This is a genomic window from Streptomyces sp. NPDC001902, assembly GCF_042891295.1.
Taxonomy (GTDB): domain Bacteria; phylum Actinomycetota; class Actinomycetes; order Streptomycetales; family Streptomycetaceae; genus Actinacidiphila.
Map to the genome: position 1 here is coordinate 13,542 of NZ_JBIATA010000046.1, position 26,381 is coordinate 39,922.

Genomic DNA, 26,381 nt, shown 5'->3' on the forward strand with positions numbered 1-26,381 from the left:
CGGGGGTAAAGACGTGAGGAGGGAGAGGACCGTGTTCTTTGCCGACACCCTGGAGACCGAAGGACTGGGAAACCGCAGCTACCTGGTGGGCGGAGCCCGCCGCGCGGTCGTGGTGGACCCGCCGCGGGACATCGACCGGGTGATGGCCGCGGCCGCCCGGCACGGGGTGCGGATCACGGCAGTCGCCGAGACGCACCTGCACAACGACTACATCACCGGCGGCCTGGAACTGGCCCGGCTGACCGGCGCCCGTTACCTGGTGCCCGCCGGGGCGTCGGTGGCCTACGCGCGGATCCCGGTGAGCGACGGGGACGTGGAGCACATCGACGACGGGCTTGTGCTGCGTGCCGTGGCCACCCCGGGCCACACCCCGCACCACACCTCCTACGTGCTGGAGGAGAACGGGCGAGCGGTGGCCGCCTTCACCGGCGGGTCGCTGCTGATCGGCAGCGTGGGACGGCCCGACCTGGTGGAGCCGCGCCTGACCGGACAGCTGGCCCCGGCCCAGCACGCCTCGGTGCACCGGCTCGCCGCAGAACTGGACGATGAGGTGCCGGTGATGCCCACGCACGGGTTCGGCAGTTTCTGCTCCTCCACCCAGTCCGGGGGCGAGCACAGCACCATCGGCGCAGAGAAGGCCTCCAACCCGGCGCTGGTCCAGGACGTGCAGACGTTCGTGGTTGGGCTGCTGGCCTCACTGGATGATGTGCCGGCCTACTACGCGCACATGGGTCCGGCCAACGCCGCCGGTCCCGTACCGCTGGACCTGACCGCGCCGCAGCATGCCGAGGCCGGCGAGATCGCGCGGCGCCTCGCGGCGGGGGAGTGGGTCGTCGACCTCCGCAGCCGGGTGGCCTTTGCCGCCGGTCACCTGGCCGGGTCGTACAACTTTGAGGTCGAAGGGCAGCTGGCGACCTATCTGGCGTGGATGATCCCGTGGGGCAAGCCGGTGACGCTCCTGGCCGGCAGCGCCGAGGCCCTCGCCCGCGCCCAGCGGGAACTGGCACGCGTGGGCATCGACCGCCCGGCCGCGGCCGCCGTCGGCTCACCGGCCGACTGGGTCACCGCACACGACCAGCTCGTGTCGTTCCCGCGGGCGCGGTTCGCCGACCTGGCCGCTGCACGCGAGCACGCCGAGGACACCGTGGTTCTGGACGTGCGCCGGGACAGCGAGCGGGCCGGTGGATGGATCAAGGGCAGCGTGCACATCCCCATCCACCAGGTCCACCAGCGCCTGAACGAGGTGCCCGCGGGCACGGTGTGGGTGCACTGCGCGGGCGGGATGCGCGCGGCGATCGCCGCGTCCGTTCTCGACGCCGCCGGCCGGTCCGTGGTGGCCGTCGACGACGGCTACGCAGCCGCCGCCGACGCTGACCTCCCGCTCGTCACCCCTGCCCGGATCTGACCGCACCGCCTGCCTGCCGCCGCCCCGAGTGGCCGGCAGAGCAGGAGCACCCAAGGACCAATGCCATGCTCTTCCCCCGACGCAGTCCCGGCCGCATTCTCCCCGCGCCGGCCCCGCACATGTCCCGCGCATGCCCGGCGGCGGGCAGCGCCACATGACCGCGCTGATCCTCGCCCTGACAGCCGGCGCCACCGTCGGCCTGGCGATGGGCTCGCTTGGCGCGGGCGGCAGCATCCTCACCGTCCCGGCGCTGATCTATCTGCTGGGCTTCACCCCTGCTGCGGCGACCACCGCCAGTTTGATCATCGTGGTCGTCACCTCGCTCACCGCACTGCTGGCTCATGCCCGCGCAGGGGCGGTGCGCTGGCGGGCGGGCTTGCTGTTCGCGGCGGCCGGTCTGCTGCCCGCGGCAGCCGCCGGGGCGGTGTCCGCGCGTGTTCCCGCCCCCGTGCTGACGCTGGCTTTCGCCGTGCTTGCTGTGCTGGCCGCGCTGCGCATGCTGCGCCGCCGGACGCCACCGGTGAACGTGGCGGTGTCGGCACGCCGCGCGGCGACGGCCGGGGCCGGGCTGGGCGCGGTGACCGGATTTCTCGGCGTGGGCGGTGGGTTCCTCGCCGTCCCGGCCCTGGTGACCGTCCTGGCGGTACCGATGAACGCGGCCGTGGGCACCAGCTTGCTGGTCATCATCACCAACGCGCTGGCGTCCCTGCTGGCCCGGGCGGCCACCGCCGCCACCTTGGACTGGGCCCTGGTGATGCCGTTCGTCGCAGCCGCAGTCCTGGGCGCCTGGGACGGCAAGAGGCTCAGCGCCAAGGTCTCACCGGCCACACTGCAACGCGCCTTCGGCGCCCTGCTGATGACCGTGGCCGTGGCCATGGGGATCGGAGCACTGCGATGACCGCCGTACGCGGCCCGCCGCAGCCGCCAGGAACCCCGGGCCACGGCAGGCCGGGGGCTCAGGCCAGCGACAAGAAGAGCTTCTCCAGGCGGGCCCGCATCTGCGCGGAGTCCCGCACCGCCGGGTCCTCACTGGTCATGCACTGCTGCAGGCCCGTCGCGATGAGCGAGAAACCGGCACGGTCCAGAGCACGCGAGACGGCAGCCAGCTGCGTGATGACGTCCTCGCAGTCCCGGCCCTCCTCGATCATCTTGATGACCCCTGCGAGCTGGCCCTGAGCCCGCCGCAACCGGTTCAGCGCCGACTTCAGCTCGTCGGCACTCATGTTGAGTTCCACGCAACCTCCCAAATACCCCCGCCCGTATCTTAACGCTCACTGAAAGGCATGGTTCCGTGACCGCCCCCACCGCACTCTCCCCAGGCCAGGCCACCGTCCGCTACGGCGAGTTCACCGTCATCGACGTGCGCACCCCCGGCGAATACGCCACCGGCCACCTGCCCGGCGCCCACAACATTCCTCTGGATCGCCTGGAGGAGGCCGCCGACGGGCTGAAGACCGTCGCGGCCCGCACTCCCCTGCTGATGGTGTGCGCCTCCGGGAACCGCTCGGCCAAGGCCTGCGCCCAGCTGGCCCGCCTGGGCATCGAGGCCGTTACCTTGGACGGCGGCACGAGCGCCTGGCGGGCGGCCGGCCACGACGTCGAGCGGGCCGCCGGAGCCCGCGCAACCTGGCCCATGGACCGCCAGGTCCGACTGGCCGCAGGGTCCCTGGTGGTCATCGGTTTTCTGACCGGACTGGCCTGGTTGCCCGCGCATTGGATCTCCGGCGCTGTCGGTGCCGGACTGGTCTTCTCGGGAGTGACCAACACCTGCGGCATGGCTGCTCTCTTGGCCAGGCTCCCCCACAACCGGGCCCCCAAGAGCGGAACCTCCGCGTTGTCCGTGCGTGCCGAGACCGAGGAGACCAGTCATGGCTGACCTGCCGCCCAACACCGACCCCGATGGCTCCGCGGTCGACGTCACCGAGGGCGGTATGCCGCGGTGAAGGTGTTCGACGTCATCGCATCGCTGCTGACCGGGCTGGTCCAGTCATGGGGCACCGCTGGGGTCTGTTCCGGCATTACCGGGTCTTGACAAAGCTCGTGATGACCGTCCTTGCCACCGTTTTGCTGCTGGTGCACATGCGCACATGCAGGTTGTCGACCGTGTGGCGGGCGCGGCAGCAACGTCTGCGCTGTCCGGGTCCGATCAGGAGCGGATGCGGGTGCAGCTGGTGGTTGACGGGGGGCTGCCCTGGCGGTGCTGCTCGTGGCCGTGGCGCTGTCGGTGTACAAGCCGCGTGGCAAGGCCAATGGCCTGCGGCCGGATCCGGGCGGACGAAGGCTCGGGTGATCAGGTGGATGGGCCGGCGAGGAACTTCTTGCAGGACAAGAGTGGTGTTTCTGATTGGCGGCTGGAGTCGGGGGACGGACTTCACCGCGGTGACCGCTGCACGCGGTTTCGCCGGCGCTGCTGCGTTGCTCACCGCGGGTGGTTTCCCTCCTATTGCCGGCCGCCTGACGGGGGACCGTAGCGGCCCGGTTCGGCGTCGAAGGCGGCCGCGCACTCGGGGGAGCAGAACCAGTTGCTTTCCTCAGCGCTTTCGCGGCGGTCGGTGGCGGCTGCCGGGTCGATGCGCATCCCGCACACCGGGTCCACCACGGTCGCCTGGCCGGGTTGTCCGGGCCCCTCCGGTGACCGGCCGGCAGCGGATTCGACCTGCGGCTGAACGCCCGTCGGCCGCGGGGCGGGCGGCAGGGCGGGCGGGTGCCAGCGGCGCAGGCGGGAGGCGTTGGTGACCACCGACAGGGAGGACAGGGCCATGGCGGCGGCGGCGATGATCGGGCTGAGACGGATGCCCCACAACGGGTACAGGACGCCCGCGGCGACGGGCACCCCGACAGCGTTGTAGATCAGCGCGCAGAACAGGTTCTGGCGGATGTTGCGCATGGTGGCCCGCGACAGCCGGATCGCGGTGACGACGCCGGTCAGGGAGCCGGAGATGAGGGTGACGTCGGCGGCCTCGATGGCCACGTCGGTGCCGGTGCCGATGGCCAGGCCCACATCGGCGGCGGCCAGCGCCGGGGCGTCGTTGATGCCGTCGCCGACCATGCCCGCCGTCCTGCCTTCCCCCTGCAGGCGGCGGATCTCGTCGGCCTTGTGCTCGGGCAGGACCTCGGCCAGCACCCGGCTCACGCCGACCTGCTCGGCGATGGCGGCGGCGGTGCGGGCGTTGTCGCCGGTGATGATGACGACCTCGATGCCCAGCCGGCGCAGGGCGGCGATCGCGGCGGCGGAGTCGTCCTTGACGGTGTCGGCGACGGCCAGCACGCCCGCCGGACGGCCGTCGACGGCAGCCAGCACCGGGGTCTTGCCCTCGGCAGAGAAAGCGGCCGCGAGGGCAGTGAGGCCGGAGGTGTCGATGCCGACGTCGCCGAGCAGCCGGGCGGTCCCGACCAGCACGGGCCGGCCCTCGACGGTGGCCTGCACCCCCTTGCCGGTCACCGAGTCGAACCCGGTCGCCGCGGGCCAGGACACACCGCGTTCGCGGGCGCCGTTGACGACGGCCTGCGCGAGCGGGTGCTCACTGTCCGCCTCTGCTGCCGCCACCAGGCGCAGCAGTTCACCCTCGCCGAACCCGTCGGCGGTGTGCACGTCGGTCAGGACGGGTTTGCCCGCGGTGACGGTGCCGGTCTTGTCCAGCACGATGGTGTCCAACTTGTGCGCGGTCTCCAGGGCCTCGGCGGAGCGGATCAGGATTCCCGCCTGTGCGCCCTTGCCGGTGCCGACCACGACCGACAGCGGTGTGGCGAGCCCCAGCGCGCAGGGACAGGCGATGATCAGCACCGCCACGGCGGACACCAGTGCGAGTGTCAGCGTCGGCGGCGGCCCGAGGGTGAACCACACGGCGAACGTGGCGACGGCGATCGCGATGACGACGGGCACGAAATAGCCCGAGACCGCGTCGGCCAACCGCTGGATGGGCGCCTTGGACGCCTGGGCGGCCTGCACCAGGCGGATGATCTGCGCGAGCATCGTGTCGGCGCCCACCTTGGCGGCACGAACCCGCAGGGAACCGGTGCCGTTGACGGTCGCGCCGATCACCGTGTCCCCAGCGTGCTTGGTGACCGGCATCGGCTCCCCGGTGACCATCGACTCGTCCACCGCCGAGGTTCCGGACAGGACCTCGGCGTCCACCGGGACCTTCTCCCCGGGCCGGATCACGACCTCGTCACCGACGGCCACCTCCTCCACCGGTATCTCCGCCTCGGAGCCGTTGCGGACCACCCGGGCGGTACGCGCCTGCAGGCCCAGGAGCGCGCGGATGGCCTCACCGGTGCCGGCCTTGGCCCGTGCCTCCAGCAGCCGGCCGAGCAGGATCAAGGTGAGGATGACACCGACCGCTTCGTAGTAGACCTCGCGCAGGTCGCTGGGCAGCTGGCCGGGAGCGACCGTCACCAGCAGGCTGTAGCCGTACGCGGCGGTCGTGCCCAGCGTGATCAGCGAGTTCATGTCGGCGCCGCGATGACGCAAGGTCAGCCAGCCGATGGAGTGGATCGGCCACCCGGTGTAGAACATCACCGGCGTGATCAGCACCAGTTGCAGCCAGTGGTTCAGCAGCCAGCCCGGCACCCACTGGGCGCCGAACAACTCGTGTGCCATCACCGCGAAGAGCACCGGAAGGGTCAGCACGGTTCCGACGGCGACCCGACGCGTGAGGTCCGCGATCTCCGCCTGCCGCTCGGCGGCATCCGCGGCCTCTGCCTCAGCCGCCGCCCTGCCCTGATCGGGCGGGCCGCCACCCGCAGCAGGTTCTGCCCCGGCGGGGCCCGCCGGGACCGGACCCGGCGGCGCCGTGGTGCTGCCGCCGCCGGGGGAGGGGAGGGTGGCTTCAAGGCCCTCGGCGGGCTCGACCAGGAGCGTGCCGTGGATCATGTGCATCCCGCAGTTGAAGCTGTACGAGCCGGCCCGGTCGGGGCTGAGCCGTACCGCGGTACGCGTGTGCGCGGGCAGTCCTGCACCGATCTTGAAGTCCGGGAAGACCACGCGGGAGGTGCACTCCCCGGACTCCTGCCGGTCGAAGACGACCTCCACCGGCGTTCCCTGGCGCACGCGGATGACATTGGGGCTGTAGCCGCCCCGCACCGTTACCTCCACCCGCTGCACGCCGTCCTCGAGCCGGGCGTTACGGGCGCGACGCGGCCCGAAGAAGAACCAGCCCAGCGCAGCGATCAGCACGATGGCGACGACGATCACGATCACATCGAGAACACCCATGGCACGTTCGCCTTCTTGGATACCTCCCCCGTCCACTGTGCCTCCGGCCTGCCCCACCCGGTATGGGCTGCCCGGCCCAACACCGGGGAACATCGGCCTCCTGCGCCCCGCGGCCCCAGGCGAGAAGGTGGCCGTAAGCAACGGACCACCGCAGACGGTCCCTGGTGAACCGGAGAGGTGAGGGCGATGTTCTGGTACGGCCACGGCATCGGCGGCTGGGGCTGGTTCGCGATGGCGGTTGGCATGATCGTGTTCTGGGCAGTGATCATCACCCTTGCCGTGCTGCTGATCCGGGCCTTCACCCGCCCCGACCTGCCGCAGGGACCCGCTGCCCCCAACCCACCGCAGGGGCCCGCCGCCCCCGCCCCCACGCAGGTCCTGGCCGACCGGTTCGCCCGCGGTGAGATGGACGAGGAGGAGTACCGGCGCCGCCTGGCCACGCTGCGCGGCTCCGACGACGACCCGCACAGCCCCGAGGGCGGCCGCGCCGGGCCACCGCGCTCTCAGCCACAGGCCCGGCACCGGTGACAGGCGGACGAAGGGCATGGGCGCGGCATGGGTGCCGATCGTGGTCGGCGTGCTGGTCGTGACGGCCATGATCTACGACACGGCACGGCTGATCACCACCGGGGAAAGCCGATGCCCGGAGCTGTTCCGGCTGCGGGGGCACCGCGCGGCGCTGGAGGCCGCCCAGGGATGGTGCACCGGCCTGTGGCCGCACGGCCGGATCGACGCGGCCACCCATCAGCACAGGATGAGTGCCGTAGCCCACGGACACCGCAGGGTTGCGGAGCGCCCACCGGCGAAGAAGCGTTAAGGACGCGCCGGACGGCGCGTCGGCGCCCGCTGGACCGGCGGGGCGCGTTGCGGATCTCACCCGCCAGGAGCCGGTCGGCTCCGCTTAGGATGACGCCGTGAGCCCGATCAAGCCGACGCCGTCTGCACGGCCCCGTCGCAGGCAGCGGCGGACGCCGGTACTGCTGGTGCTCACCGTGCTGATCGGGCTGCTGGGCATGCACGGCCTGGCTCTTGCCAACCCTGTGCCGGGAGGGCACACCGGGACCCACACCTCGCACATGGCGCCGGCCGAGACCGGCGGGCCGCATGCATGCCACGACGGCGGCGGCATGGACGGCCATGGCGCCCACGTCCACCAGATGTGTTCCTCCGGGTCCCTTCCCGGCTCGGCCGCCGTCCCGGCGCTGACCGTTTCGGTGACCGGCGATCCCGTCACGACATCGCACCCCGTCACCCGGGTGCCCCACGAGCCTGCCGGGGGACGTGGCCCGCCCTCGCTCGCCGAACTCCAACTCCTGCGGATCTAGGCAAACTCCCGCGGCGCGCGCCTTTCCCCACCGGCGTGCCGCCGTGCACAGCCATGCCCTGATCCCCTCCACTCCTGGAGTTCCCCAGTCATGACACTGAGCCGTTCCCTTTCCCGCCGTGCTGCCCTGGCCGCTGTCGCTGCTGCCGCCACGCTCGTCCTTGCCGCCTGCAGCGGCACCGACCACGCCGGAGGGACCCACCCCACCCACGCTGCTGCCACCGCCTCCGCATCGGCCTCGACCTCGGCCTCGGCGGGCCAGCACAACCAGGCCGACGTCACCTTCGCGCAGCAGATGATCCCGCACCACCGCCAGGCCGTCGCCATGGCCGAGATGGCTGCGACCCGCGCCTCCTCCAGTGAGGTCAAGTCCCTCGCGGACAAGATCAAGCAGGCGCAGGACCCGGAGATCAACACCATGTCCGGCTGGCTGACGGCCTGGGGCAAGGACGTCCCGCAGGACATGGGCGGCATGGACCACGAGATGCCCGGCATGGACCACGGCGACGCCTCGTCCATGCCCGGCATGATGGGCAGCGATCAGATGGGCGACCTGGACGGCGCCTCCGGCAAGGTCTTCGACACCATGTTCCTGACCATGATGATCGAGCACCACCAGGGCGCGATCGACATGGCCAAGACCGAGAAGGACCAAGGCGCTCACGCCCCCGCCAAGGCTCTGGCAGGCGACATCGTCACCGCCCAGACCGCGGAGATCACCCAGATGCGCAAGATGCTCGACGCCGGCTGACCCGCAGCCACCGCGGGGGGCGGCACGCCCGTGCCGCCCCCCGCTCGCCTACGTCACCGCCGTCACCGACCCGCTTGCCGACCGGGCTCCCGGCTTGCTGAAGATCGGCTTGGTTGAGGGCGAACCAGACTCACACGTCCCCATGGGGGTAGCCACCCATCGCCACGTCGTCGCAGCACGCCTCGCAGAACCTGTCGTGTACGGATGCGGGCTCGTCGAGAACGGAGATGAGCTCGCGAATCTCGTCCGCCGCTTCCTGTCGCCTCTCTTCTTCGTCCTCCCCGTAAAACGGGAAACGAGCGATCACTGCCGCGACACATTGGTGGAGGGGGGACCGGCTGGGCTCCCGGTGGGCGACATGACGGCTCGTCAGGACGTGTCGCTGGTTGGTCGAGGCATGTCAGCAGATGAAGGACGGGTTGCGTGTCAGCGCCGTCATTGGACGGGTGGTTAACGGACGCCGAGGATGTGAACAGTGCGGCTGAACCGCAACGGCTGGTCAGGGGCTGAGTTCCAGCTCCGGCACCCGCGATAGCCGTATAAAAGCCCCCCAACTCGCGCTTCGCTCATGTCACTTGACCGTCCTCATCGCAGGGCGGGAAGTTCACCTGCGTTCGCGAGCATCTGCGGCCATGAGCAACCTCAGTCGCCGCATCTTCATCCTAGGCGGGCTCACCACCGCGAGCGTCGCAGCGCTCCAGCTCGGGGCGATGGCCCAGCCAGCCGCCGCCTCTACCCCCTTCCCCTTCACGCTCGGTGTCGCCTCCGGCGAACCGGACGACAACAGCGTGGTTCTCTGGACGCGTCTGGCTCCCACACCGACCAACGCGGACGGTCAGGGCGGCATGCCCAACGCCGACGTCGCCGTCGACTGGCAGGTGTCGGCCAACCAGAACTTCACCACCCTCATCAGCTCCGGCACGTTCACCGCGCGCTACGCACAGGCCCATGCGGTGCACGTGCTGGCCGGTGGACTCGCCCCGGACTCGGAGTACTACTACCGGTTCCGGGCGCAGGGATTCATCTCCCCGGTGGGCCGGACCCGCACCGCGCCGGCTCCGAACACGGTCGGGCGAGACTTCACGATGGCCTTTGCCTCGTGCGCCCACTACGAGCAGGGCTACTACACCGCCTACCGACGCATGGCCGACGACCGCCCCGACCTGATCCTGCACCTGGGCGACTACATCTACGAGAGTGGCGCCACCGCCGGCGCCGTGCGTCAGCACCTCGGCAGCGAGATCGTGTCGCTGGCCGACTACCGCCGCCGCTACGCGCTCTACCGCAGCGACCCCGACCTGCAGGCCGCGCACGCGATCGCGCCGTGGCTGGTCGTGCCGGACGACCACGAGGTGGAGAACAACTACGCCAACATGGTCCGCGCCGACAGCAGTCCGGTGCTGACGGCGGCCCAGTGGACCGCGCGTCGCACCGCCGCGTACCAGGCCTACTTCGAGAACATGCCGCTGCGGGCCGCCGCGGCGCCCTCCGGCAACACCATCCAGCTCTACCGCCGGGTCCGCTGGGGCACCCTCGCCACATTCCACATGCTCGACACCCGCCAGTTCCGCGACGACCAGGCCTGCGGCGACGGGATGAAGGTCTGCGCCGACGCCGACCTGCCGGCCCGTTCGATCACCGGCGCGAACCAGGAGGCATGGTTGCTCGACGGACTCGGCCAGCACCTGAGCACCTGGGACCTCATAGGCCAGCAGGTCTTCTTCGCCCGCAACGTCAACTCGGCGGGTGCGATGAACATGGATGCCTGGGACGGGTACCGGGCCAGCCGGGCGCGGATCCAGCAGGGCATCATCGACCGCGGCGTGCGCAACCCGGTCGTCCTCACCGGTGACGTGCACACGGCATGGGCCAACGACCTCAAGGCCGACTACGCCAATCCGTCGTCGGCGACGATCGGCTCCGAGCTCGTCTGCACCTCCATCACCAGCACCGGCAACGGAAGCGCCACCACGACGATCCCCAACGGATCGCTCAACCCGCATCTGCGCTTCTACTCCGAACGGCGCGGCTACGTCCGCACGCGCATCACGCCGTCGCAGCTCACAGCCGACTTCCGGTCGGTGGCGACGGTGACCGAACACGGCGCGTCGGCGACCACCGCCCGGGCCTTTGTCATCCACGACGGAAAGCCGGGGTTGGCCGATGCGTAAGCTCTCCGTAATCGGCGCAGCCGTAGCCGGCCTGGTCGCCGTCCTCGCCATGGTCGCCCCGGCCTCGGCGGCGGGTCCCTCGTCCTGGACGACCGCGAACAGCGACTCCGCCGGTGACCAGGACACCGCCTCGCTCGCGGCCGACCGCCTCGGCGACGTCGCGGTGGTGTGGGAGGACGACCGCGACTCGACCAGCCCGGGCGACAACGCCCACAGCGACGTGTGGGTGCGGATGTACCGCAACGGCGCCTCGGCCTACGAGAAGAAGCTCTCGGCCGGCGGGACCGCGGGCGTGGCCTGGCGGCATCTCCAACCCGACGTGGGACTCGACGACCGGGGCAACGCCGTCGTCGTGTGGGCGGAGGACCCGGACGGCAACGGGTTCTACAACATCACCTACCGTGTGCTCTCCCCGGCCGGCGCGCTCCTCGGCTCCGGCCAGGCGAACGCGAGCGCCGACGGCCAGCAGATCCATCCGCGCGTCGCGGTCGATCCGGACGGCGCGCCCAACAGCAGCACGGCGGTCGCGTTCTCCGTGGTGTGGGAGGACGTCCAGGGCACAGCGGCGGCGACGGTGAAGGCAGCCGGGTTCACCGGGACCACCACCAAGGCCTACGAGGTGACGGTCAACGCGGCCGGCGGCGCGCACCACAACCCGGACGTCGCGACCTCCGCCTCGGGCGACGCCGTCGTCGTCTGGGACGAGGACACCGACAACGACGGCGTCTACCAGATCGGTCTGCTGAAGCTGGCCAAGGCGAACGGGGCGGTCACGCTCAGCCGCCGCAGTGCCAACAGCCTCGGCGACGGGCAGCAGCAGCGCCCGGCCGTGGCTGCCGACTTCAACGGCGACTTCGCCGTGGCGTGGGAATCCGATCACACCGGGACCCGTGGCGTCTGGGCCCGATCGTTCACCGCGACCGGTACCGCCGGCTCGGCCGAGGTCGAGGTCTCCAGCGGAGCCGGAGCGGGCAACCCCACCGTCGGCATCGACGACCAGCGCGACGCCGTGGTCGGCTGGAGCGTCGCCGGCACCGAGCCGGCGGTCTGGGCCCGGGGCCTCAACCCCGACGGTACCTTCACCGGCCGGTTGCCGGCCCAGTCCGTCAGCCAGGTCACGACCGGTCGGCAGGAGCAGCTCTCGCTGGCTTCCTCCCCGTTCGGCACACTCTCCATGTCGTACACCGATGACAACGACGGCAACACCTTCGACCAGGTCCTGCTGAGTCTGGGGGCGACCAACTCGGACTGGTGACGTCCGTTCGATCCGCGGACGTCCACCGGGCCACCCCGGGTGGGGAGATCCGGCAGTCGGTTCCGGAACCGCGCAAGAACGCGGCCCTGCGGCACCGCTGCCGGATCACCTCCGCGGAGCGGCCCGGAACCGGCTGTGCCCGTCGGGGCTTCAGGAGTCGCCGCGGCCCCATCGCCAAGCGTTCGGTTCCAGGCCCGCGTGAACGCGCAGAGGACGGTCTGAAATCCGGACTGGATCGAGGCGTAGTCCGAGGCTCCGAGCGATTGCCGCGAGACGCCCTTCAACCGGGGGAGTGAGGGGTACCGGGATGCGTTTTGGTGGTCTGGGGCGCTTGTGGGGTGCTGCTGGGGCGGCTTGTTGCTGTTCGGGCTTGCGTGTTGTGGGCGGTGTGCTGGCGGCTGGATTTGCCGGGGGTCTGCGGTGCCGTGGGGTTGGCCGGCGCCTGTGCCGCTGCCCCCCGTGCTGCTGTGCTCAGCCTTGCGGTGTGGCGTGGGTGCGGCGGGCCTGGGTCGTGGGCTTCCTTGTCGGTCGTCAGGGGTGTGGTGGGCGTTGTCGTGGTGTGCGTCAGCTCGGGTGAGGCGGCGCGCCGGCGGTCTGTGGCGTGAGGTTGCGGCTGCTGGTCTCGGTGTCCTGTCAGGAGTCGGGCTGGTTCGTCCTGGCGGCTGTGCTGGTCTGGTTGGCGGGTCGGGGCCGGCGGGTGGACAGTGCCGGCCGGTCCCGGATGTCCGGTTGGTGTGCCCGGCGTGGTGGCACACGGCGTCAGTTGCGTTGTGGCCGGGCCGCGATGTGGGTGGAGGTCGCCTTTGTGGCCGTAGGAGCCGACGACGGGAACTGGTGGTGCGCTTCCGACCCGGCCACCGCGACTGTGCGGCTTCTGCGCAATGCCCTCGGCCACGAGGAGCCCGTCCCGGTGCTCGCCTCCGGCGTCACCGTGCGACCGCTCCCTCGGCTACGGCCGTAGGCCGTGTGCCACCCCGTTGTCGCTGGTGGGTCGAGTTGGCGGGCAGCCCGTGATGTTCTCGGCTTTTCGGAAGTGGGGCTCGGCCCGCTGGGCTCGTGGAATCCCGCCGTCTTCCGCCGTCCCGGGATCTGTCGGCGCCGGCGGCTTTGCCGAGCGGCGGAACAGGCCGCCAGTAGCCGCAAGGGGTGACGGCTTCGACCAGGCCACTAGGGAACAAAGTGACCGGTCATCTATAGGCGTGGCCTGTTCCGCGCGCGCCATCGCAGGCTAGCAGCTATGAATATAGGAAGTAAAGTCAGGTCCGGGCGTCGTCCACCGATCCTGGGGGAGGGGTGGCCAGGCGCCTCGGGGGATGAGCTCGATGCTGGGGCCGGGGCTTGCCTGGGAGTGCTCGCGGGCGGGTCAGGAGGGGAGACCTACTTCTCGGCCGAGGTCGAGTTCGACGCCGTCAGGCTGCTGGAGGCCGCCGTCGAAGAGGCGCTTGATGCGGTGGGCGTTCTCGGGCCTGCCGGAGGTCCGGAAGAAGGCCGCCAGGGCCGCGCCGGCCTCCTGTGCCGGCGGCTCGGTGACTGCGTCGACAAGTGCCTTGGTCTCCTGTACGGCCACCTTGTCGAACCCGGCGACCCGGCGGGCGAAGGCGTCGACGAACCGGTCCAGATCGTCCTGCGGCACGACGCGGTTGACGTAGCCGTATGCCGCTGCCAGATCGGCGGGGAAGTCGTCGGCGCCCAGGAGGATCTCCAGGGCGCGGCCCCGGCCCAGGATGCGCGGCAGACGGCCGCTGGGGTTGCCTCCCGGGACCGACCCGATACCGACCTCGAACTGACCGAGTATGGCGCCCGGCCCGGCGAAGCGGATGTCGGTGGCCAGGACGAACTCGCTGCCTGCGCCGCGGGCGCGTCCGTCGATCTCGCTGATGGTGACGGCGGGCACCATGGCCAGCCGGTGGAGGTTGTCGGCGAAGGGGTGGAGACCGGAGGGGGCCGGCTTCATCGCGGCCACGCGGGAGCGGTCGGCCAGCATGTCCCAATGCGCCATGAAGAAGTCGGGGTTCGCGCTGCGGAAGACGACGGCGGTGAGGTCGGGAGCCTGTTCGATGCGGGTGATCAGTTCCGCGAGCTGCTCGATGGTGTCGGGGTCGATCAGGTTGATCGCACCGTTGGAGAAGGTCACCCTCCAGTAGGACGGGCTGACTTCCTGGACCTGGAACTGCTGATGTGCGCTCATGAACTCGTACCCGTTCCTTGCTGATGGTGTCGGAGGTCGAGGCACGGTCCTGTGGGGTTCGTGCCGGTCGTAGCTTCTGACTTTAATTTCTATAGCAAGGGTAAGGGGGCTACGGCGGCTTGCGAAGAGACCGCGGTCACACTCGCGGATCGGCGAAGCGCCCCGGGGTTCGCCGCGAGCCCGGCACAGGTCGGGCCGGGCGGCGCTGTGGCGGTGGGTCGAGAGCGGCCGGAAGACCAGGTCCCCGAGGTGATTCGGAGACCTGGCCTGGCACGGAAGGTGATCCGGATGGCATGCGAGTCATGACCGTGCGCCGCGGTGAGGTGCCCGGGGTCGGGTGTGCATCCGACCGGCGACCTCGGGTGCCGCGAGAACGGCCGGCCTGCGCGGACGGCGACCGCGCCTGAGGCGGCCCTACCGCCTCCCGTCGACGTCCACGGCAAGGGCGGGGAGGGGAGCCGTCGCGGCGACTACCGCGGCCGAAAAGCTCGCGGCGCGGCCGGGCGGGCTCCTACAGGGACGCGGCCAGCGTGATGGCCGCGGCCGCGGCCACGGGGAGCAGCGCGATGGGGGTGATTGCGGCATTGCGGGTGGCGCTGTCGCTGTACTCGCCCTTCTTGACGTGGAAGCAGATTGCGCCGACGAGTACCACCACCGTGCCGGCCGCGGCTGCTATGCCCAGCGGCTGCCACCAGATGCCGACACCCAGCCCGGCGGCCGCGGCAACCTCGGTGAGTCCCACGAAGCGGACCAGGCCGGAGCTGAGCCCCTTCTGGATGAGGCCGTCCGGGACGGCGCCCTTGAGTTGCACCTTGGGAGCGCCGGCGGCGAGGAAGACGAGGGCGAGCAGGATGCTGAGGATGACAGCGGCTATGTACACGATGGTTCCTAGTCGAAGAAGAGCAGTGGGTTGGCGCGAAGAGTCCTCGCGATGCGCCCCGGTGAGTTTTGGCTCGGCCGGCGAGTGGCCTTCACTCGTCGGCGAGGCAGGCCTGGCGGTAGCGACTCCGTTGAACCCGCCCTCCTGCGCCTTTCGGCGATCGACGATGGGGAGCGAGTCATCCGGAGGCGTTCGGTCCTGCCCGGCCCGGGTTCGGCGTGACCGGCCGGGCTGTTGACGCCGCGCCCGGACTCTTCAACCTCGGGCGGGTGGCAGAGCGACACACTTCGGGGGTCGAACCCTTCGTGCGCCATGAAAGCATTACTTGACACGTCAAGCAACTTTGGGTGTTCATGGGTCATCGCGAAGCGAGGTTGGCTTCACGCTCGGGATCGTCGTCCTTGGTGCGCGTGGCATCATTGACGCGTCAAGGAGTTATGCTGTGGCAGCAGGTGCCGACCGTGTCCCCCCGTCGCGGTCGGCGCTTGTCTCTGCTGGTCAGGCTTCGCCGCCCCGTGGTGCGTCAAGGGCATGCAGTCGCTATGCGGCATGGTGGACCGGCTCCTGGGGCCTGAACCGTCGCAAGGACATGCTGGGCACCGCCGGCCACCGTAGTGGCGGCGTTGGGGCAGATGAGTTGTCCGGCTGGCCGGCGCCACGGCGAGCCGGCCGATACGCGCGGGTCCGGGAGGCAGTCGGGACCTGGACGGCTACTTCACGAGGGCTTTCACGAGCCACTTGGCCCTGACCGGGCGTGTGGGCAGGGCTTCGTCAACGTTCCCCCCTGCCGCTCGTGCTGCTGTTCAGCCCCGGGGTGTCCAATCGTTCGCGAGGAGGCCGAGGACGGCTTCGTCGGCGTATGTGCCGTACACCCATGCGGAGCGCCGCAGTGTTCCCTCCCGGGTGAACCCGACCCTGCTTGCCGCCGCGAGCATGGGGCCGTTGTCCGTGAGGGTCTCGATCTGCAGGCGTTGTAGTCCGCGTACGGCGAATCCGTACTCGCACAGTGCGCGCAGGGCATCCACGCCGAGCCCGCGACCGCGGAACGCGGGGCGCAGGGCGATCCCGACGTGAGCCGTCCGGTTGTGCGTGTCGATGCCCCAGAGGAGGGCCTCGCCGGCCAGCTCATGCGACTCCAGCTCGACGACGGAGAAGCACGCCGCCTCGTCCGATGGCCCGGTCACGGCGAAGGGCGAGTGGCCCAGACCCGGTGGGATGGGTCGCCACGGGCGGGAGTCGGCGCGTGACCGCGTGGGCACGTCGTCGTACAGCTCGGAGTGGAGGACTGGGACGTCGTTCTCGTGCCGGGCACGCAGCCCGATCCTTTCGCCACGTATCACGGGGCATTGCTATACCAGGGGCGCCAGCCGATCAACCACGTTTCCCCACCTGATCCCTCCCCGATGACCGGCCGCAGGGCACGGGCCCCCTCGCGGCCGAGGTCGGTGTGGCCGGTCCGGAGATGGCGATCGGAAAGGCGGTGCCATGACGGTCACGAGAGAACCCGGTCGCGCCGTGTTCCGGTGGGCCACTGCGGCGACCGTGCCCGCGGTCCCCTCGGCTGATCGTCTCTGGTGTGCCCAAGCGCGAAGAAGCCCGCCCTGCCTGTCCGGCGTCGGCGGCGCAGGGCCGGCACCCTGTGCCTCATGTGCCGCGAACCCCGCCCTCCGTCAAAGGGCCCTGTCCAGTCGCCCCAGTGTGCCGACAGATCACCCGAACGAGAGCCGGGCACGGGTGCCGCGGGGCCAGGCTGCCCGAGGGCAACGGCGAGGTGACGTCCGAGGGGAGCGCGCCGACGAGCTGACACGCCCGTGCCCAGTCGGGGCGTGGCGCGACAGGGGCCGACGGCAGCATCGATCAGGTGGACTCGCGCGGGGCGTGGTGCCACGGCGCGCCCCCGAAGACCGGTGTAGCGGCTCGTACGGGGCGCTACCATGAAGGGCATGAGCAGTCAGAAGCAGATCAACGTACGGGTGGACGAGGCGACGGCCGCCGGGATCGAGGCGCGGGCCAAAGCGGCGGGTATGAGCGTGCCCGACTACGCGCGTCAGGTCCTCGCGGACGAGGCGAACGACCTGCGGCACCGGTTCCTCGGCGCGGGCGCTCACTTCGCGGACGCCTGGGGCGACACCTTCGCCGAGCAGTTCGGGCACCCCAGGGCCGATGGCAGCGCCGGGGCCGCTGCGTGATCGTCCACATTGACCGGGCGTGGCTGCTGGACCTCGCGCACCGCAACATGCCCGGTGACCCCGACATCACCGACTTCGGGTCGATGGCGGCCGCTGTGGCGCGCCACGCGGACAAGGTGATGGGCACCCCCGTCTACACGGAGGTGCACCACCGAGCGGCCGCGTTGATGCACCAGCTCATCCGGGTACCGGCGCTGGAGTACGCCAACGAGTTGTTCGGGGCGGTGGTGGCGGCGGCCTACCTGACGGCGAGCGGGGCCATCGTGACCGTGGGCGCGAAGGAAGCGGCGGAACTCGCGACGCGGATCGACCGGGACGCGTTGGACGTGCGGGCGGTCGCAGAGGCCATCCGGGGATGGGTGGCGGCGTAGGCGGTCGCGCTCGCAGGCGTCGGAGGACCCCGGCCCTGTGTGGGCCGGGTGCCGGTGGTGACGTCGTAGTGCACCCGGTGCCCCACCGATTGTGCTGTCCCACTACGTGAGCGGACCCTCAGGGGCCGGCCGCAGCGCTTACCGCGTGTCGGCGGAAGTGACCAGGAGGTCGTCGGCGAAAGGTGTGGTGTGGTGGGGTTGAGGTCGTGCGGGGTGCCGCCGGGGTGGTGGGCCGGGTCCCGGTCTCGGAATGAGGCAGGGGGTCTCACCGGGCCCGGCGGATGCCGGTGATGCCGCCGTCATCGGGATTTCGCACGCGTCATGCCGCACACACACCCGGCGCTCGCTGGGGCGCTGACCGACGAGGGCCCTGCCGAGCTGACCGTCCTGGCCGGTTTCGACCAGGCCCTGGTGGCCGACGCGACCCGCGCACCTCCCACCGCATCCGTGCCCTGCTTCTGTTGTACCGGCCCGGCACCCTGGGCGCCTTCACGCCCGGCACGGGCCTGACCCTCGACGCCCAACGTCACTCCGTCAAGCCGAGGCATCAGTGCACCGCGCCAAGGGCACTTGGGGAGTGGCGTCGCGCCCGTCAGTCGTCGTGACCGTGCTTCTTGCGGTCCTTGCCTTTGTGCTCCTCACCCTTGCCGCGAGGGCCTGGCGGAGTCCGGGAGGTCGGCGACGTGCCGCCGGCCGGCGGTGAGACTTCGGCGGAGGGTACGGGGGGCACAGTGACAGCAGGGGAAGGAGACGACGCCGGCCCGGGTGACGAAGCGCCGTCGTCGTCGGAGCTCCAGGCCGCACCGACGGCGGCCGCAGCCCCGAACACGGCAAGTCCGGCGACACCGACCAGGATGCGAGTGCGCCGCGGCTGCGCGGCACCTCGCCCGTACAGGCGGGACGCGGCCGCGTCGGGGAGGGTCGCCGTGGGTGTCGGCTCGATGCCGGCCGGCGTCGCTGACCGCCGCTCGGGGTGCTGGCCTGCCGAGGCGGCAAGCCAGTCGGCTATCTGGTCGGCGGTGGGACGCTGGCCCGGGTCCTTGGCCAGGAGGGACAGGATGTAGTCCGCCAGCGCGCCCGACACCGCCGGGTTGAGCTGCCTGACGGGTACCGGCGCCGCGTCGACGTGCTGGTGGATCACCTCCAGCGGGGTCTCGCCGACGAACGGGGGCCGGCCGGTTGCCAGCTCGTACAGGACGCAGCCGAGGGCATAGACGTCCGAGGCGGGTTCGGCCGGGCGACCCAGCGCCCGCTCGGGGGCCAGATAGCCGCTCGAGCCCATCACCCGGCCGGTGGCGGTGAGCGCCCGGGACGCCTCGTCGGCGAAGCGGGCGATCCCGAAGTCGGCGATCTTCACGGTGCCGTCAACGGTCACCATCACATTGGCCGGTTTGATGTCGCGGTGGATGACGGCCTGCCGGTGCGCCGCAGCCAGCCCCGCCGCAGCCTGAGCACCTATGTCCGACGCCCGCACGGAGTCCACCGGGCTATGCGCAGCGAGTTCTTGAGCAAGGCTGCGCCCGTTGACGAGCTCCATCACGAGGTACAACTGGCCGTCATGCGAGCCGAAGTCGTACACGCTGACGACGTGGGGATGGTTGAGACGGGCCGCTGTCCGGGCTTCCAGGCGGAACCGACCGGCGGCCTCGGCATCAGCGTCGCCGAGCATCAGTTTCACCGCCACCGCTCTTCCGAGTACCTGATCGGCGGCCCGCCATACCTCTCCCATGCCCCCGCGCCCCAGTGACTCCTCCAGCCGATACCGCCCCGCCACCAGCACGCCCGCACCGTTCCTTGACCCACGACAACAGTCCCGCGCCACACCTACCCATGAGTAGCATCTGCGGCGCGGCGCCATCCAGCGTACAAACCCGGCGCGAGTGCGCCGACCGCCCCTGCCTGCCACCCGGGTGGGCATGCAAAGCGGCGTTCGCGGCGGAGCAGGCATGGGCTGACGGATGCGCCCGCCACACGCACGTGGAGGACTCCCGCATCTGCGCCGAACCGTTTTCACGCCGACGATCCGCAGGTGAGGGAAGGCCGGCCCGAAGGACACATCCGAACACCCACGGTCGGCCCGGAGGCGTTGTGCGGACCGCCCTGCGGGACGATCCGCGTGGGCGCCGGTAGGGGCGCCCTGCCGGGGAGACCGTCGCGCGCTGACAGGTTGTTCTCCCGAAGCCCGCGGCGCGCCGGCATCATGGAGCGCCTTCCTGTGCGCGGGAACGCTCCGGAATCGGTGTCCGCCGTGTCGGCGCTCACGGGGATGTTCCGGCCGGCCACTGGGGGAACCGTGACCGTCCAGCCCAAGGAAGTCACCTTCCGTATGCCGTGGGAACCCTTTTCCGGCATGGCGTTCGCGCTCCTCGACGAGCGGAGACGGTGGCGCGAGGACACAGGCCGCCGGGCACCTTCGGGTAGGGATGTCGAAGCCCGCGGCCGCGACATCCATGAAGGAAGGTCGGCTCCTGAGTGACCGATCCCGACAGGAGGAAACACTCGAGTGGCGTGGCGGCACTCCGTTGCCCCGCCAGGCACGGTCACCCGACCGACGTCCGCCGGGTGACCGAAGCGGCCGCCACGCACCACTTCGCGGGCGCCTTGAGATTTGTCGCCTCGCGGGTCAGTCCGCGGAAGGGCGCGGAGCCCGCAGATGTGCCCGTCCCTTCAGCTCCTCTTCGTCGACCAGCGTGAGCATCGGCTGACCCGGCGCGCACACCATGATCACTACGAATTTGGTCGGTGCGTCCGCCAAGGCGTTACCGTCCTGGTAGTGGATCACATCACCACCTGGCTCCCAGAACGTCCCGCCGGCCTCGATCACACGCTCCGGCTCACCCTCGAGTTCGAACCGGATCGCGCCCTCCATCACGTAGCCGAATGACGGCCCCGAGTGGCGGTGCGGAGGGAGCCCGGGGTGGCCGGGAGGCCATTCGACGAGGATGGTCATTCCCGAACCGCCTTCGGGGAAGAAGGGCGGAGTGACTTCCTGGAGCATCTTGACTTCGGGTGGCAGCGAGACCTCGTGCCTCTCGGCAGCGGGCGCGTGTACCGGGTTCTCCTCTGACATGTACGACACCTCCGTAAGCCCGCCCGGAGTGGACGATCTTGCGTCGGCCACGCCTTCCGGGCCTGTGTACTACTGAGCCACCCGTTCGGCGGCGAGCGACCTCGCCGGGTTCCGGGCTCACACCTCGTGCTTCACGATGAGGACGGGGCCGCATCCGTGAGACGCCGTGCGCCTGTCCCGAGACCACCCTGCCTCCTGGGGGCGGCCGCCACAATCCGGCGATGGCGGCATCAGGACCCATCGCACCGTGTTATCGGTGGGCGCCTTACAGTGACGACAGTGCCCTGCCCAACGCCGTACCCGCCATCCTGGGCCGGTCCGATCGCCGTCCGTCACCGGTCATCGCCGTCACGAAGCGCAGGGACGCCCGGCAACGGGAGGAGGCCTGCCTGATTCAGCCATCGACTCGGCCGCCGCAGGTGGGTCATTGAGCGCACCATGTCCTGGCTCACCGGCTACCGCCGACTCAACCACCGATACGAACGCGATCCCCGCAACTACCTGGCCTTTCTCGGCCTCGCCGCTGCCCTGTGCTGCTACAAACGGCTCGTCCGCCTCACCACATAGGACACGGTCTTAGTGGCGGTGGACCTCAGGCGGTCGTGCTCTGCATCTGGGGCTCGGCTTGTGCGCGCTGGGTGGCTGCGATCGTGCATGCGACGCGTACGAGGGCGGCAACGGCCGGGGAGCGGGCGTCCTGGGGCCACGCGATGGCCAGTGTGCAGTTCGGTAGGTCGCTGACCGGCCGGTAGGCGACCCCAGGTCGCGGGTTGCGTTGGGCGACCGAGGCAGGTGCGAAGAACACGATGCTGCCCGTTTCGACGAGGTTGAAGATCTCCGACAAGTTGGAGGCCGGCCTTGTCGCCCCGGGCTGGCGCGGCTCGGCGCGGCCGGCCTCGGCTGGCGCACCGCTGGGGAGTTTCCGGCCGGCCAGGTCCGCCAGGCACAGCTGGGTCTTGGCGGCCAGCGGGTCGGTGGCGGCCATGGCGACCAGGACCGGCTCGGTGATCAGCGGCTCGCTGTCCAGCCCGCGGTCGTCCATGGGGCAGAGCACGAGTGCCACGTCGGCCAGGCCATCGCGCAGTGCCTTGGGCTGATCGCCGAACCCTCCGAGGATCAGTTCGGGGGGCAGGGCGGCGGGGTCGGTGCTGTAGGCGTCCAGGATCTGTGGCAGCAGGCCACCGTCGATGTCGGCCTTGAGTGCGATGCGCAGCCGGGGCGAGGTACTGCCTGCGTGCCGAGCACGGTGAGCGGCGGCGGTGATCGCCTCCAGGGCGGTTCTGGCGTCGCGCAGCAGAACCTCCCCGGCGACAGTGAGCTTCACATGCCGGGTGGTCCGCTCGAACAGCGTCACATCGAGCTGCTGTTCCAGGTCCCGGATCGTGCGGGACAGCGGGGGCTGCGCCATGCCCAGCCGGGCGGCGGCGCGCCCGAAGTGCAGTTCCTCCGCGACCGCGACGAAGTACCGGAGCTGCCGTACCTCCAGATCATTCATATCCCCAGGGTATCAATCGCGACCAGGTTGGTCCTTCACCTGCAACGTTGCGCCGGGTTCACTCGAGAGCACCTGCCCGGCGCCCTTGGGGTTCGCCGTCGACCACCACGCATGGAGGCAATTCATGATCGTCATTACTACGCCGACCGGTGACATCGGCCGACAGGTCCTGGACCGCGTCCTGGACAGCGGTGAGCCGGTCCGGGTGATCGTCCGCGACCCCTCCCGCCTCCCGGAGCACGTGCGCATGCAGGTTGACGTGGTGGAGGGCTCCCACGCCGACGCGGACACGATCGCGAAGGCACTGCAGGGCGCTGAGCGGCTGTTCTGGCTCGTGCCCCCGGCCGGTTTCCGTGACGCCGGCCCCGCCAGGCGCTACTACCTGGACTTCGCTCGGCCAGTAGCCCAGGAGGCCGCGAGCCGGAACGTACGGATGGTGCACGTCACCTCCCTGGGCCACGGCTACCAGGACGAAGCCGGACTCCTGTCGGCCGCGCTCGACATGGACGAGCTGATCGCGAGCACCGGCGTGCAGTACCGGGCCCTGGCACTGCCGTTCTTCATGGAGAACCTGCTCCGTCAGGCCCAGACGATCACAGAGCAGGGGGTGTTCTCCATGGCGAACGCCGCGGACCAGCCGCTGTTGACCGTCGCCACCCGGGACGTGGCTGCCACGGCGGCAGCGCTCCTGCTGGACACCGCCTGGAGCGGACAGGCCCGCGTTCCACTGGTCAGCCCCGACAGCCTGACCCCCGCCGCCATGGCCGAGATCATCTCCGAGACCTTGGGCCGCACGGTGCGCTACCAGCAGGTCCCGCTCGCGGACTTTCAGGCCCGCATGGTGCAGTACGGCGCGAGCCCGGCGCTGGCCCAGGACATGGCCGACATGGTCAACGCGCAGAACAACGGAATCTACGACGCCGAACCCTGCGACCCCGCCTCCGCCACCGCCACCGATTTCCGCCAGTGGTGCCAGGGCATCTTGAAGCCGTCCGTCCAGTCCTGATCAGCGCGCCGGTCGGTGCCCGGCACAGCCGCCCAATCCAGCACCGAAGGAAGCGGCCCCGAACTTCAGCATCGGGCGATGCCGCCCTTCGAAAGGTTGGGTCCCTGGAAGGGGTGTACGGGTTCCTACCTGATCCGGGTGTTTGCCCCGGCATCTAGGTGAGGGTCCGGATATAGAGATGGCCACCGGCTGATCTTCGAGATGTCTAAGTTTCGAAGGAGATCAGCACGATGACCGCACCGGAGAGTCTGCCCCTGCACGCCCTGACCGAGGAGAACCGCGCAGCGGCGAGTCCCGATCTGCTGCGCGCGATGGTCAAGACGTTCGCCGACGCGCTGATGTCCGCGGAGGCCGATGCCCTGTGCAATGCGTGATGCGGGCAGGTCCGTGACGAACGCGTCAACCACCGCAACGGGTATCGCCCGCGCGAGTGGGACACCAGGGTCGGCACGGTCGAGCTGGCCATCCCCAAGCTCCGCAGCGGCAGTTACCGTAGTCGCTGGTGAGACGTCTGGCCGACCGTGCCTACGGGTGCGTGTCCGTGATCGCGATGACCTCGTCGAGGCGGTCCAGGGCGGCCTGCAGGTCGTCGATCTTGCCCTGGATGCGCTCACGCTCGGCGCGCAGCATGGCTCGTTGCTCGGCGTCGGTGTGCCCGGAGACCCAGCACGGAAGGAGTTCGCTGATCCTTCGGCTGGTCAGGCCGGCGGCGAACATCTGCTGGAAGAAGCGGACCAGGAGGATGGCGTCCTGCCGGTACAGGCGCTGACCGGACGGGCTACGCTCCGCGATGAGCAGCCCCTGCTGCTCGTAGTAGCGCACGGCGCGTACCGAGACGCCGGCCCCCCGTGCCACCTCGCCGATGCGGATCAACCGCTCGGCCGCGGCCGCTGTAACGGTCATGGTGATTCCTCTCACCCCTGGCCCTGACGACCAGCACTTGCCTCTGACGTCAACGTCAGGTTTTAGCGTACCGGACATGGATATCAACAACTCCGTCGCCCTTGTCACCGGAGCCAACCGCGGCCTGGGCCGCGCCTTCGCCCAGCGCCTGCTCGAACGCGGCGCCCGCAAGGTCTACGCGACGGCCCGCCGACCGGAGACCGTGGACCTGTCCGGGGTCGAGGTGCTGACCCTTGACATCGCCGATCCCGCATCCGTGAGGGCCGCCGCCGAGGCCGCCCCAGACGTCTCGCTGCTCATCAACAACGCGGGAATCTCCACGGGGACCGACCTGGTGACCGGTTCGTTGGACGCGGTGCGGCACGAGCTCGAGACCAACATGTTCGGCCACCTGGGAATGATCCGGGAGTTCGCGCCGGCGCTCGCCGGGAACGGCGGGGGCGCGATCGTCAACGTCCTCTCCGCCATGTCGTGGTTCGGGGGCAAGGGCGCCAATGCCTACCACCTGACCAAGGCCGCCGCCTGGGCCATGACCAACGGCGTCCGCCTGGAGCTCGCCGAGCAGGGCACGCTCGTCACAGCGGTACACCTCGGCTTGGCCGACACCGACATGGCCGCGGGCTGGCCCGTGGACAAGATCGCGCCGTCGGACCTGGCCGACGCGGCGCTCGACGGAGTCGAGGCGGGCTCCGCCGAGGTCCTCGCCGACCAGTGGAGTCGGGACGTCAAGTCCCGTCTGCCCCTGACGCCCGAGGAGTTCAACGCCGCAATGGACCGCGCCCTGGCGGCCCTGATGGCGGCCTGAGGGTCCCCTCGGACCGCACGGACCTCGGTCGGCTGCTTCTCGATCGGCCTCTCGAACTCCTCCAACTGAACGTTCCGGGTTCGGCAGTGCTCGGTGCCCGCCTGCCGGAGCGGCGATCCGCAGCCGCTCCGGCAGCACTCGACCTGATCTGCGGCCCGCACTCCGGGGTCAGTGGGCGAGCAGGGTGTCGAGCCAGTCGAAGGTGCGCTGGTGGAAGAGGGAGATGGCGCCTTCGTGGCAGTGTTCGCCTGCGCCTTCGTCCTCGCGGAAGAGGATCAGTTCCTTCTGGCAGGTCATCTCGTCGACCAGGCGCTGGGGCTGGCCTTTGAAGAACTGGTCGTTCTCGGCGTCGAGGACGAGTGTCGGGCAGGTGATGCGGTCGGCGATGCCGGCCATGGTGTACGGCTCGGTCGTCTTGACGAGCTCGTCGAAACCGGACACACCCAAGGTCCAGCGGCCGTTGCGCACCACCCAGCGGACCTGGGTGTCCCGCGCCATCATTGCCTCGATGCCGCCGGGCGTCTCGGCGGCGCGGGCGGCCAGGGTCTTGACGACGGTGTGGAAGTCGCAGACCCCGTCGTGCAGCACGCACGCTGCGATGCGGTGCTCGAAGGCGGCGGCCCGGGCGGCGAGGTAGCCGCCGAGGCTCGTGCCGACCAGTACGAGCTTGTCGGGGTCCAGCTCGGGCACGGTGAGCGCGAAGTCGACGGCCGGGGTGACCACGGCCTCCCAGTCGGGCCTGAAGTGCAGGCCCTGGTCGCGGACGGTGCTGCCCTGGCCGGGGCCGTCGAAGGTGAGGACGTTGTAGCCGCGGCGCAGTGCGCCCGCGGCCAGCGCCAGGTAGTTCTCCTCCAGGGTGGAGTCGTACCCGCCGTGGTAGACCACCGTCGGACGCGCAGTCCCCGAGTCGTCGGCGAAGAACAGATAGCCGGGCAGCGTGGTGTCCTCGTAGGGGATGCGCACGGCGCGTGCCGGGGTGTCGAGCAGGGCGGCCGCGTCGGCGAACGTCTGCTGCGATGCTTTGGCCAGCCGCGCCGACTCGGCGTCGGCCGCGGGATCCTCGCGACGGTAGAAGTCAGCGGCCCGGTAGTAGTTGGACGCGCGCAGCAGGGCTTCGCGGGCGCTGACCCGGTGACCGGCGGCCAGCGCGTCCCGGCCGATGCGCTCGACACGCGCCGCCGTCGCGCCCCACCGGGCCGACCAGGCTTCCTCGTCTCCCTCGGGAATCTCCCGGCAGGTGACCAGCACCTCACCCAGGTCGGCGCCGCCGTAGGCGGCATACCCTGCGGCCCGCAGCGCCTCGAAGGAAAACGACTCGTCGTCGTAGAGGAACTTCATCTCCGGCTCCCTTCC

At 70.5% G+C, this 26,381-nt stretch carries 23 protein-coding genes and 3 pseudogenes; 16 read left to right on the forward strand and 10 right to left on the reverse strand.

Going from position 1 to position 26,381, the window contains the following annotated elements; genetic code table 11:
- Nucleotides 1-31 precede the first annotated feature (31 nt).
- Nucleotides 32-1,405, forward strand: coding sequence for a rhodanese-like domain-containing protein (locus ACFYYN_RS41710; protein ID WP_500549955.1), 1,374 nt, complete (start codon nt 32-34; stop codon nt 1,403-1,405).
- Nucleotides 1,406-1,559: 154 nt separating this feature from the next.
- Entirely contained in the window at nt 1,560-2,303 is a 744-nt protein-coding gene (locus ACFYYN_RS41715) for a sulfite exporter TauE/SafE family protein (RefSeq protein WP_500549956.1), read from the forward strand.
- 58 nt (nt 2,304-2,361) lie between these two features.
- Here ACFYYN_RS41715 and ACFYYN_RS41720 read toward each other — a convergent pair whose 3' ends face one another.
- Nucleotides 2,362-2,640 carry a metal-sensitive transcriptional regulator gene (locus ACFYYN_RS41720; protein ID WP_500332061.1) on the reverse strand — a complete coding sequence of 93 codons (279 nt, stop codon included), beginning with the start codon at nt 2,638-2,640 and terminating at the stop codon, nt 2,362-2,364.
- A gap of 56 nt (nt 2,641-2,696) precedes the next feature.
- Between ACFYYN_RS41720 and ACFYYN_RS41725 the strand changes: the two genes are divergently transcribed.
- On the forward strand, nt 2,697-3,281 hold the full coding sequence (locus ACFYYN_RS41725; RefSeq protein ID WP_500549957.1) for a rhodanese-like domain-containing protein: 585 nt from the start codon (nt 2,697-2,699) through the stop codon (nt 3,279-3,281).
- A 564-nt stretch (nt 3,282-3,845) separates the two neighbouring features.
- Here ACFYYN_RS41725 and ACFYYN_RS41730 read toward each other — a convergent pair.
- Nucleotides 3,846-6,620 (reverse strand): heavy metal translocating P-type ATPase, encoded by a 2,775-nt coding sequence (locus ACFYYN_RS41730; protein WP_500549958.1) that lies wholly within the window; start codon nt 6,618-6,620, stop codon nt 3,846-3,848.
- 186 nt (nt 6,621-6,806) lie between these two features.
- Here ACFYYN_RS41730 and ACFYYN_RS41735 point away from each other — a divergent pair, with 186 nt between their 5' ends.
- The 6 genes from ACFYYN_RS41735 (at nt 6,807) to ACFYYN_RS41760 (ending at nt 12,121) form a co-directional block, all read left to right on the forward strand.
- Nucleotides 6,807-7,148, forward strand: a complete 342-nt coding sequence (locus ACFYYN_RS41735) for an SHOCT domain-containing protein (RefSeq protein ID WP_500549959.1) — start codon at nt 6,807-6,809, stop codon at nt 7,146-7,148.
- Nucleotides 7,149-7,164: 16 nt separating this feature from the next.
- Nucleotides 7,165-7,437, forward strand: coding sequence for a hypothetical protein (locus ACFYYN_RS41740; RefSeq protein WP_500549960.1), 273 nt, complete (start codon nt 7,165-7,167; stop codon nt 7,435-7,437).
- A gap of 97 nt (nt 7,438-7,534) precedes the next feature.
- Nucleotides 7,535-7,945: a DUF6153 family protein gene (locus ACFYYN_RS41745; protein ID WP_500549961.1), complete on the forward strand. Its 411-nt coding sequence runs from the start codon at nt 7,535-7,537 to the stop codon at nt 7,943-7,945.
- A gap of 90 nt (nt 7,946-8,035) precedes the next feature.
- The gene (locus ACFYYN_RS41750; RefSeq protein WP_500549962.1) at nt 8,036-8,695 is read left to right on the forward strand and encodes a DUF305 domain-containing protein; all 660 of its coding nucleotides are present in this window, start codon (nt 8,036-8,038) and stop codon (nt 8,693-8,695) included.
- Nucleotides 8,696-9,327: 632 nt separating this feature from the next.
- Nucleotides 9,328-10,866, forward strand: coding sequence for an alkaline phosphatase D family protein (locus tag ACFYYN_RS41755; protein ID WP_500549963.1), 1,539 nt, complete (start codon nt 9,328-9,330; stop codon nt 10,864-10,866).
- A complete protein-coding gene (locus ACFYYN_RS41760; protein ID WP_500549964.1) occupies nt 10,859-12,121 on the forward strand; it encodes a hypothetical protein in 1,263 nt (420 codons plus the stop codon). The genes ACFYYN_RS41755 and ACFYYN_RS41760 overlap by 8 nt, the downstream gene beginning before the upstream one ends.
- Before the next feature lie 1,363 nt (nt 12,122-13,484).
- Here the strand turns inward: ACFYYN_RS41760 and ACFYYN_RS41765 are convergent.
- From ACFYYN_RS41765 to ACFYYN_RS41775, 3 genes are all read right to left on the reverse strand, one after another.
- Complete coding sequence (locus ACFYYN_RS41765) at nt 13,485-14,309, reverse strand: enoyl-CoA hydratase/isomerase family protein (protein ID WP_500549965.1); 825 nt, start codon at nt 14,307-14,309, stop codon at nt 13,485-13,487.
- Between the two features lie 511 nt (nt 14,310-14,820).
- Nucleotides 14,821-15,189: a DoxX family protein gene (locus ACFYYN_RS41770; protein WP_500549966.1), complete on the reverse strand. Its 369-nt coding sequence runs from the start codon at nt 15,187-15,189 to the stop codon at nt 14,821-14,823.
- An 803-nt stretch (nt 15,190-15,992) separates the two neighbouring features.
- A complete protein-coding gene (locus ACFYYN_RS41775; RefSeq protein WP_500549967.1) occupies nt 15,993-16,529 on the reverse strand; it encodes a GNAT family N-acetyltransferase in 537 nt (178 codons plus the stop codon).
- Between the two features lie 603 nt (nt 16,530-17,132).
- Between ACFYYN_RS41775 and ACFYYN_RS41780 the strand changes: the two genes are divergently transcribed.
- The 3 genes and pseudogenes from ACFYYN_RS41780 to ACFYYN_RS41790 form a co-directional block, all read left to right on the forward strand.
- Nucleotides 17,133-17,378 carry a plasmid mobilization protein gene (locus ACFYYN_RS41780; protein WP_499516439.1) on the forward strand — a complete coding sequence of 82 codons (246 nt, stop codon included), beginning with the start codon at nt 17,133-17,135 and terminating at the stop codon, nt 17,376-17,378.
- Nucleotides 17,375-17,749: a fic family toxin-antitoxin system, toxin component gene (locus ACFYYN_RS41785; RefSeq protein WP_499516440.1), complete on the forward strand. Its 375-nt coding sequence runs from the start codon at nt 17,375-17,377 to the stop codon at nt 17,747-17,749. The genes ACFYYN_RS41780 and ACFYYN_RS41785 overlap by 4 nt, the downstream gene beginning before the upstream one ends.
- A gap of 238 nt (nt 17,750-17,987) precedes the next feature.
- Nucleotides 17,988-18,222, forward strand: a pseudogene (locus tag ACFYYN_RS41790) (IS110 family transposase); the annotation flags it as partial.
- Between the two features lie 119 nt (nt 18,223-18,341).
- Here the strand turns inward: ACFYYN_RS41790 and ACFYYN_RS41795 are convergent.
- Nucleotides 18,342-19,571, reverse strand: coding sequence for a serine/threonine-protein kinase (locus ACFYYN_RS41795; RefSeq protein ID WP_500549968.1), 1,230 nt, complete (start codon nt 19,569-19,571; stop codon nt 18,342-18,344).
- 801 nt (nt 19,572-20,372) lie between these two features.
- Nucleotides 20,373-20,747, reverse strand: coding sequence for a cupin domain-containing protein (locus ACFYYN_RS41800; protein WP_500549982.1), 375 nt, complete (start codon nt 20,745-20,747; stop codon nt 20,373-20,375).
- 468 nt (nt 20,748-21,215) lie between these two features.
- Between ACFYYN_RS41800 and ACFYYN_RS41805 the strand changes: the two are divergent.
- Nucleotides 21,216-21,386 (forward strand): annotated as a pseudogene (locus ACFYYN_RS41805) (transposase); the annotation flags it as partial.
- 25 nt (nt 21,387-21,411) lie between these two features.
- Here the strand turns inward: ACFYYN_RS41805 and ACFYYN_RS41810 are convergent.
- On the reverse strand, nt 21,412-22,314 hold the full coding sequence (locus ACFYYN_RS41810; protein WP_500549969.1) for a LysR family transcriptional regulator: 903 nt from the start codon (nt 22,312-22,314) through the stop codon (nt 21,412-21,414).
- A 124-nt stretch (nt 22,315-22,438) separates the two neighbouring features.
- On the opposite strand from ACFYYN_RS41810, the gene ACFYYN_RS41815 reads away from it, so the two are divergent.
- Nucleotides 22,439-23,320 (forward strand): NmrA family NAD(P)-binding protein, encoded by an 882-nt coding sequence (locus ACFYYN_RS41815; RefSeq protein ID WP_500549970.1) that lies wholly within the window; start codon nt 22,439-22,441, stop codon nt 23,318-23,320.
- A 230-nt stretch (nt 23,321-23,550) separates the two neighbouring features.
- A pseudogene (locus tag ACFYYN_RS41820) lies at nt 23,551-23,823 on the forward strand (transposase); the annotation flags it as partial.
- Between the two features lie 22 nt (nt 23,824-23,845).
- Here the strand turns inward: ACFYYN_RS41820 and ACFYYN_RS41825 are convergent.
- Nucleotides 23,846-24,223, reverse strand: coding sequence for a MerR family transcriptional regulator (locus ACFYYN_RS41825; protein ID WP_499516444.1), 378 nt, complete (start codon nt 24,221-24,223; stop codon nt 23,846-23,848).
- Nucleotides 24,224-24,299: 76 nt separating this feature from the next.
- Between ACFYYN_RS41825 and ACFYYN_RS41830 the strand changes: the two genes are divergently transcribed.
- Nucleotides 24,300-25,028 (forward strand): SDR family oxidoreductase, encoded by a 729-nt coding sequence (locus ACFYYN_RS41830; protein WP_500549971.1) that lies wholly within the window; start codon nt 24,300-24,302, stop codon nt 25,026-25,028.
- 168 nt (nt 25,029-25,196) lie between these two features.
- On the opposite strand, the gene ACFYYN_RS41835 is transcribed toward ACFYYN_RS41830, so the two are convergent.
- Nucleotides 25,197-26,366: an alpha/beta hydrolase family protein gene (locus ACFYYN_RS41835; RefSeq protein WP_500549972.1), complete on the reverse strand. Its 1,170-nt coding sequence runs from the start codon at nt 26,364-26,366 to the stop codon at nt 25,197-25,199.
- Nucleotides 26,367-26,381 lie beyond the last annotated feature (15 nt).

Bases quoted from the DNA above. Each gene is read 5' to 3' on its own strand.
- ACFYYN_RS41740 (WP_500549960.1), top strand. From the start codon at position 7,165: ATGGGCGCGGCATGGGTGCCGATCGTGGTCGGCGTGCTGGTCGTGACG.
- ACFYYN_RS41825 (WP_499516444.1), bottom strand. From the start codon at position 24,223: ATGACCGTTACAGCGGCCGCGGCCGAGCGGTTGATCCGCATCGGCGAG.
- ACFYYN_RS41715 (WP_500549956.1), top strand. From the start codon at position 1,560: ATGACCGCGCTGATCCTCGCCCTGACAGCCGGCGCCACCGTCGGCCTG.
- ACFYYN_RS41755 (WP_500549963.1), top strand. From the start codon at position 9,328: ATGAGCAACCTCAGTCGCCGCATCTTCATCCTAGGCGGGCTCACCACC.
- ACFYYN_RS41760 (WP_500549964.1), top strand. From the start codon at position 10,859: ATGCGTAAGCTCTCCGTAATCGGCGCAGCCGTAGCCGGCCTGGTCGCC.
- ACFYYN_RS41815 (WP_500549970.1), top strand. From the start codon at position 22,439: ATGATCGTCATTACTACGCCGACCGGTGACATCGGCCGACAGGTCCTG.
- ACFYYN_RS41750 (WP_500549962.1), top strand. From the start codon at position 8,036: ATGACACTGAGCCGTTCCCTTTCCCGCCGTGCTGCCCTGGCCGCTGTC.
- ACFYYN_RS41835 (WP_500549972.1), bottom strand. From the start codon at position 26,366: ATGAAGTTCCTCTACGACGACGAGTCGTTTTCCTTCGAGGCGCTGCGG.
- ACFYYN_RS41765 (WP_500549965.1), bottom strand. From the start codon at position 14,309: ATGAGCGCACATCAGCAGTTCCAGGTCCAGGAAGTCAGCCCGTCCTAC.
- ACFYYN_RS41730 (WP_500549958.1), bottom strand. From the start codon at position 6,620: ATGGGTGTTCTCGATGTGATCGTGATCGTCGTCGCCATCGTGCTGATC.
- ACFYYN_RS41780 (WP_499516439.1), top strand. From the start codon at position 17,133: ATGAGCAGTCAGAAGCAGATCAACGTACGGGTGGACGAGGCGACGGCC.
- ACFYYN_RS41800 (WP_500549982.1), bottom strand. From the start codon at position 20,747: ATGCTCCAGGAAGTCACTCCGCCCTTCTTCCCCGAAGGCGGTTCGGGA.
- ACFYYN_RS41830 (WP_500549971.1), top strand. From the start codon at position 24,300: ATGGATATCAACAACTCCGTCGCCCTTGTCACCGGAGCCAACCGCGGC.
- ACFYYN_RS41735 (WP_500549959.1), top strand. From the start codon at position 6,807: ATGTTCTGGTACGGCCACGGCATCGGCGGCTGGGGCTGGTTCGCGATG.
- ACFYYN_RS41810 (WP_500549969.1), bottom strand. From the start codon at position 22,314: ATGAATGATCTGGAGGTACGGCAGCTCCGGTACTTCGTCGCGGTCGCG.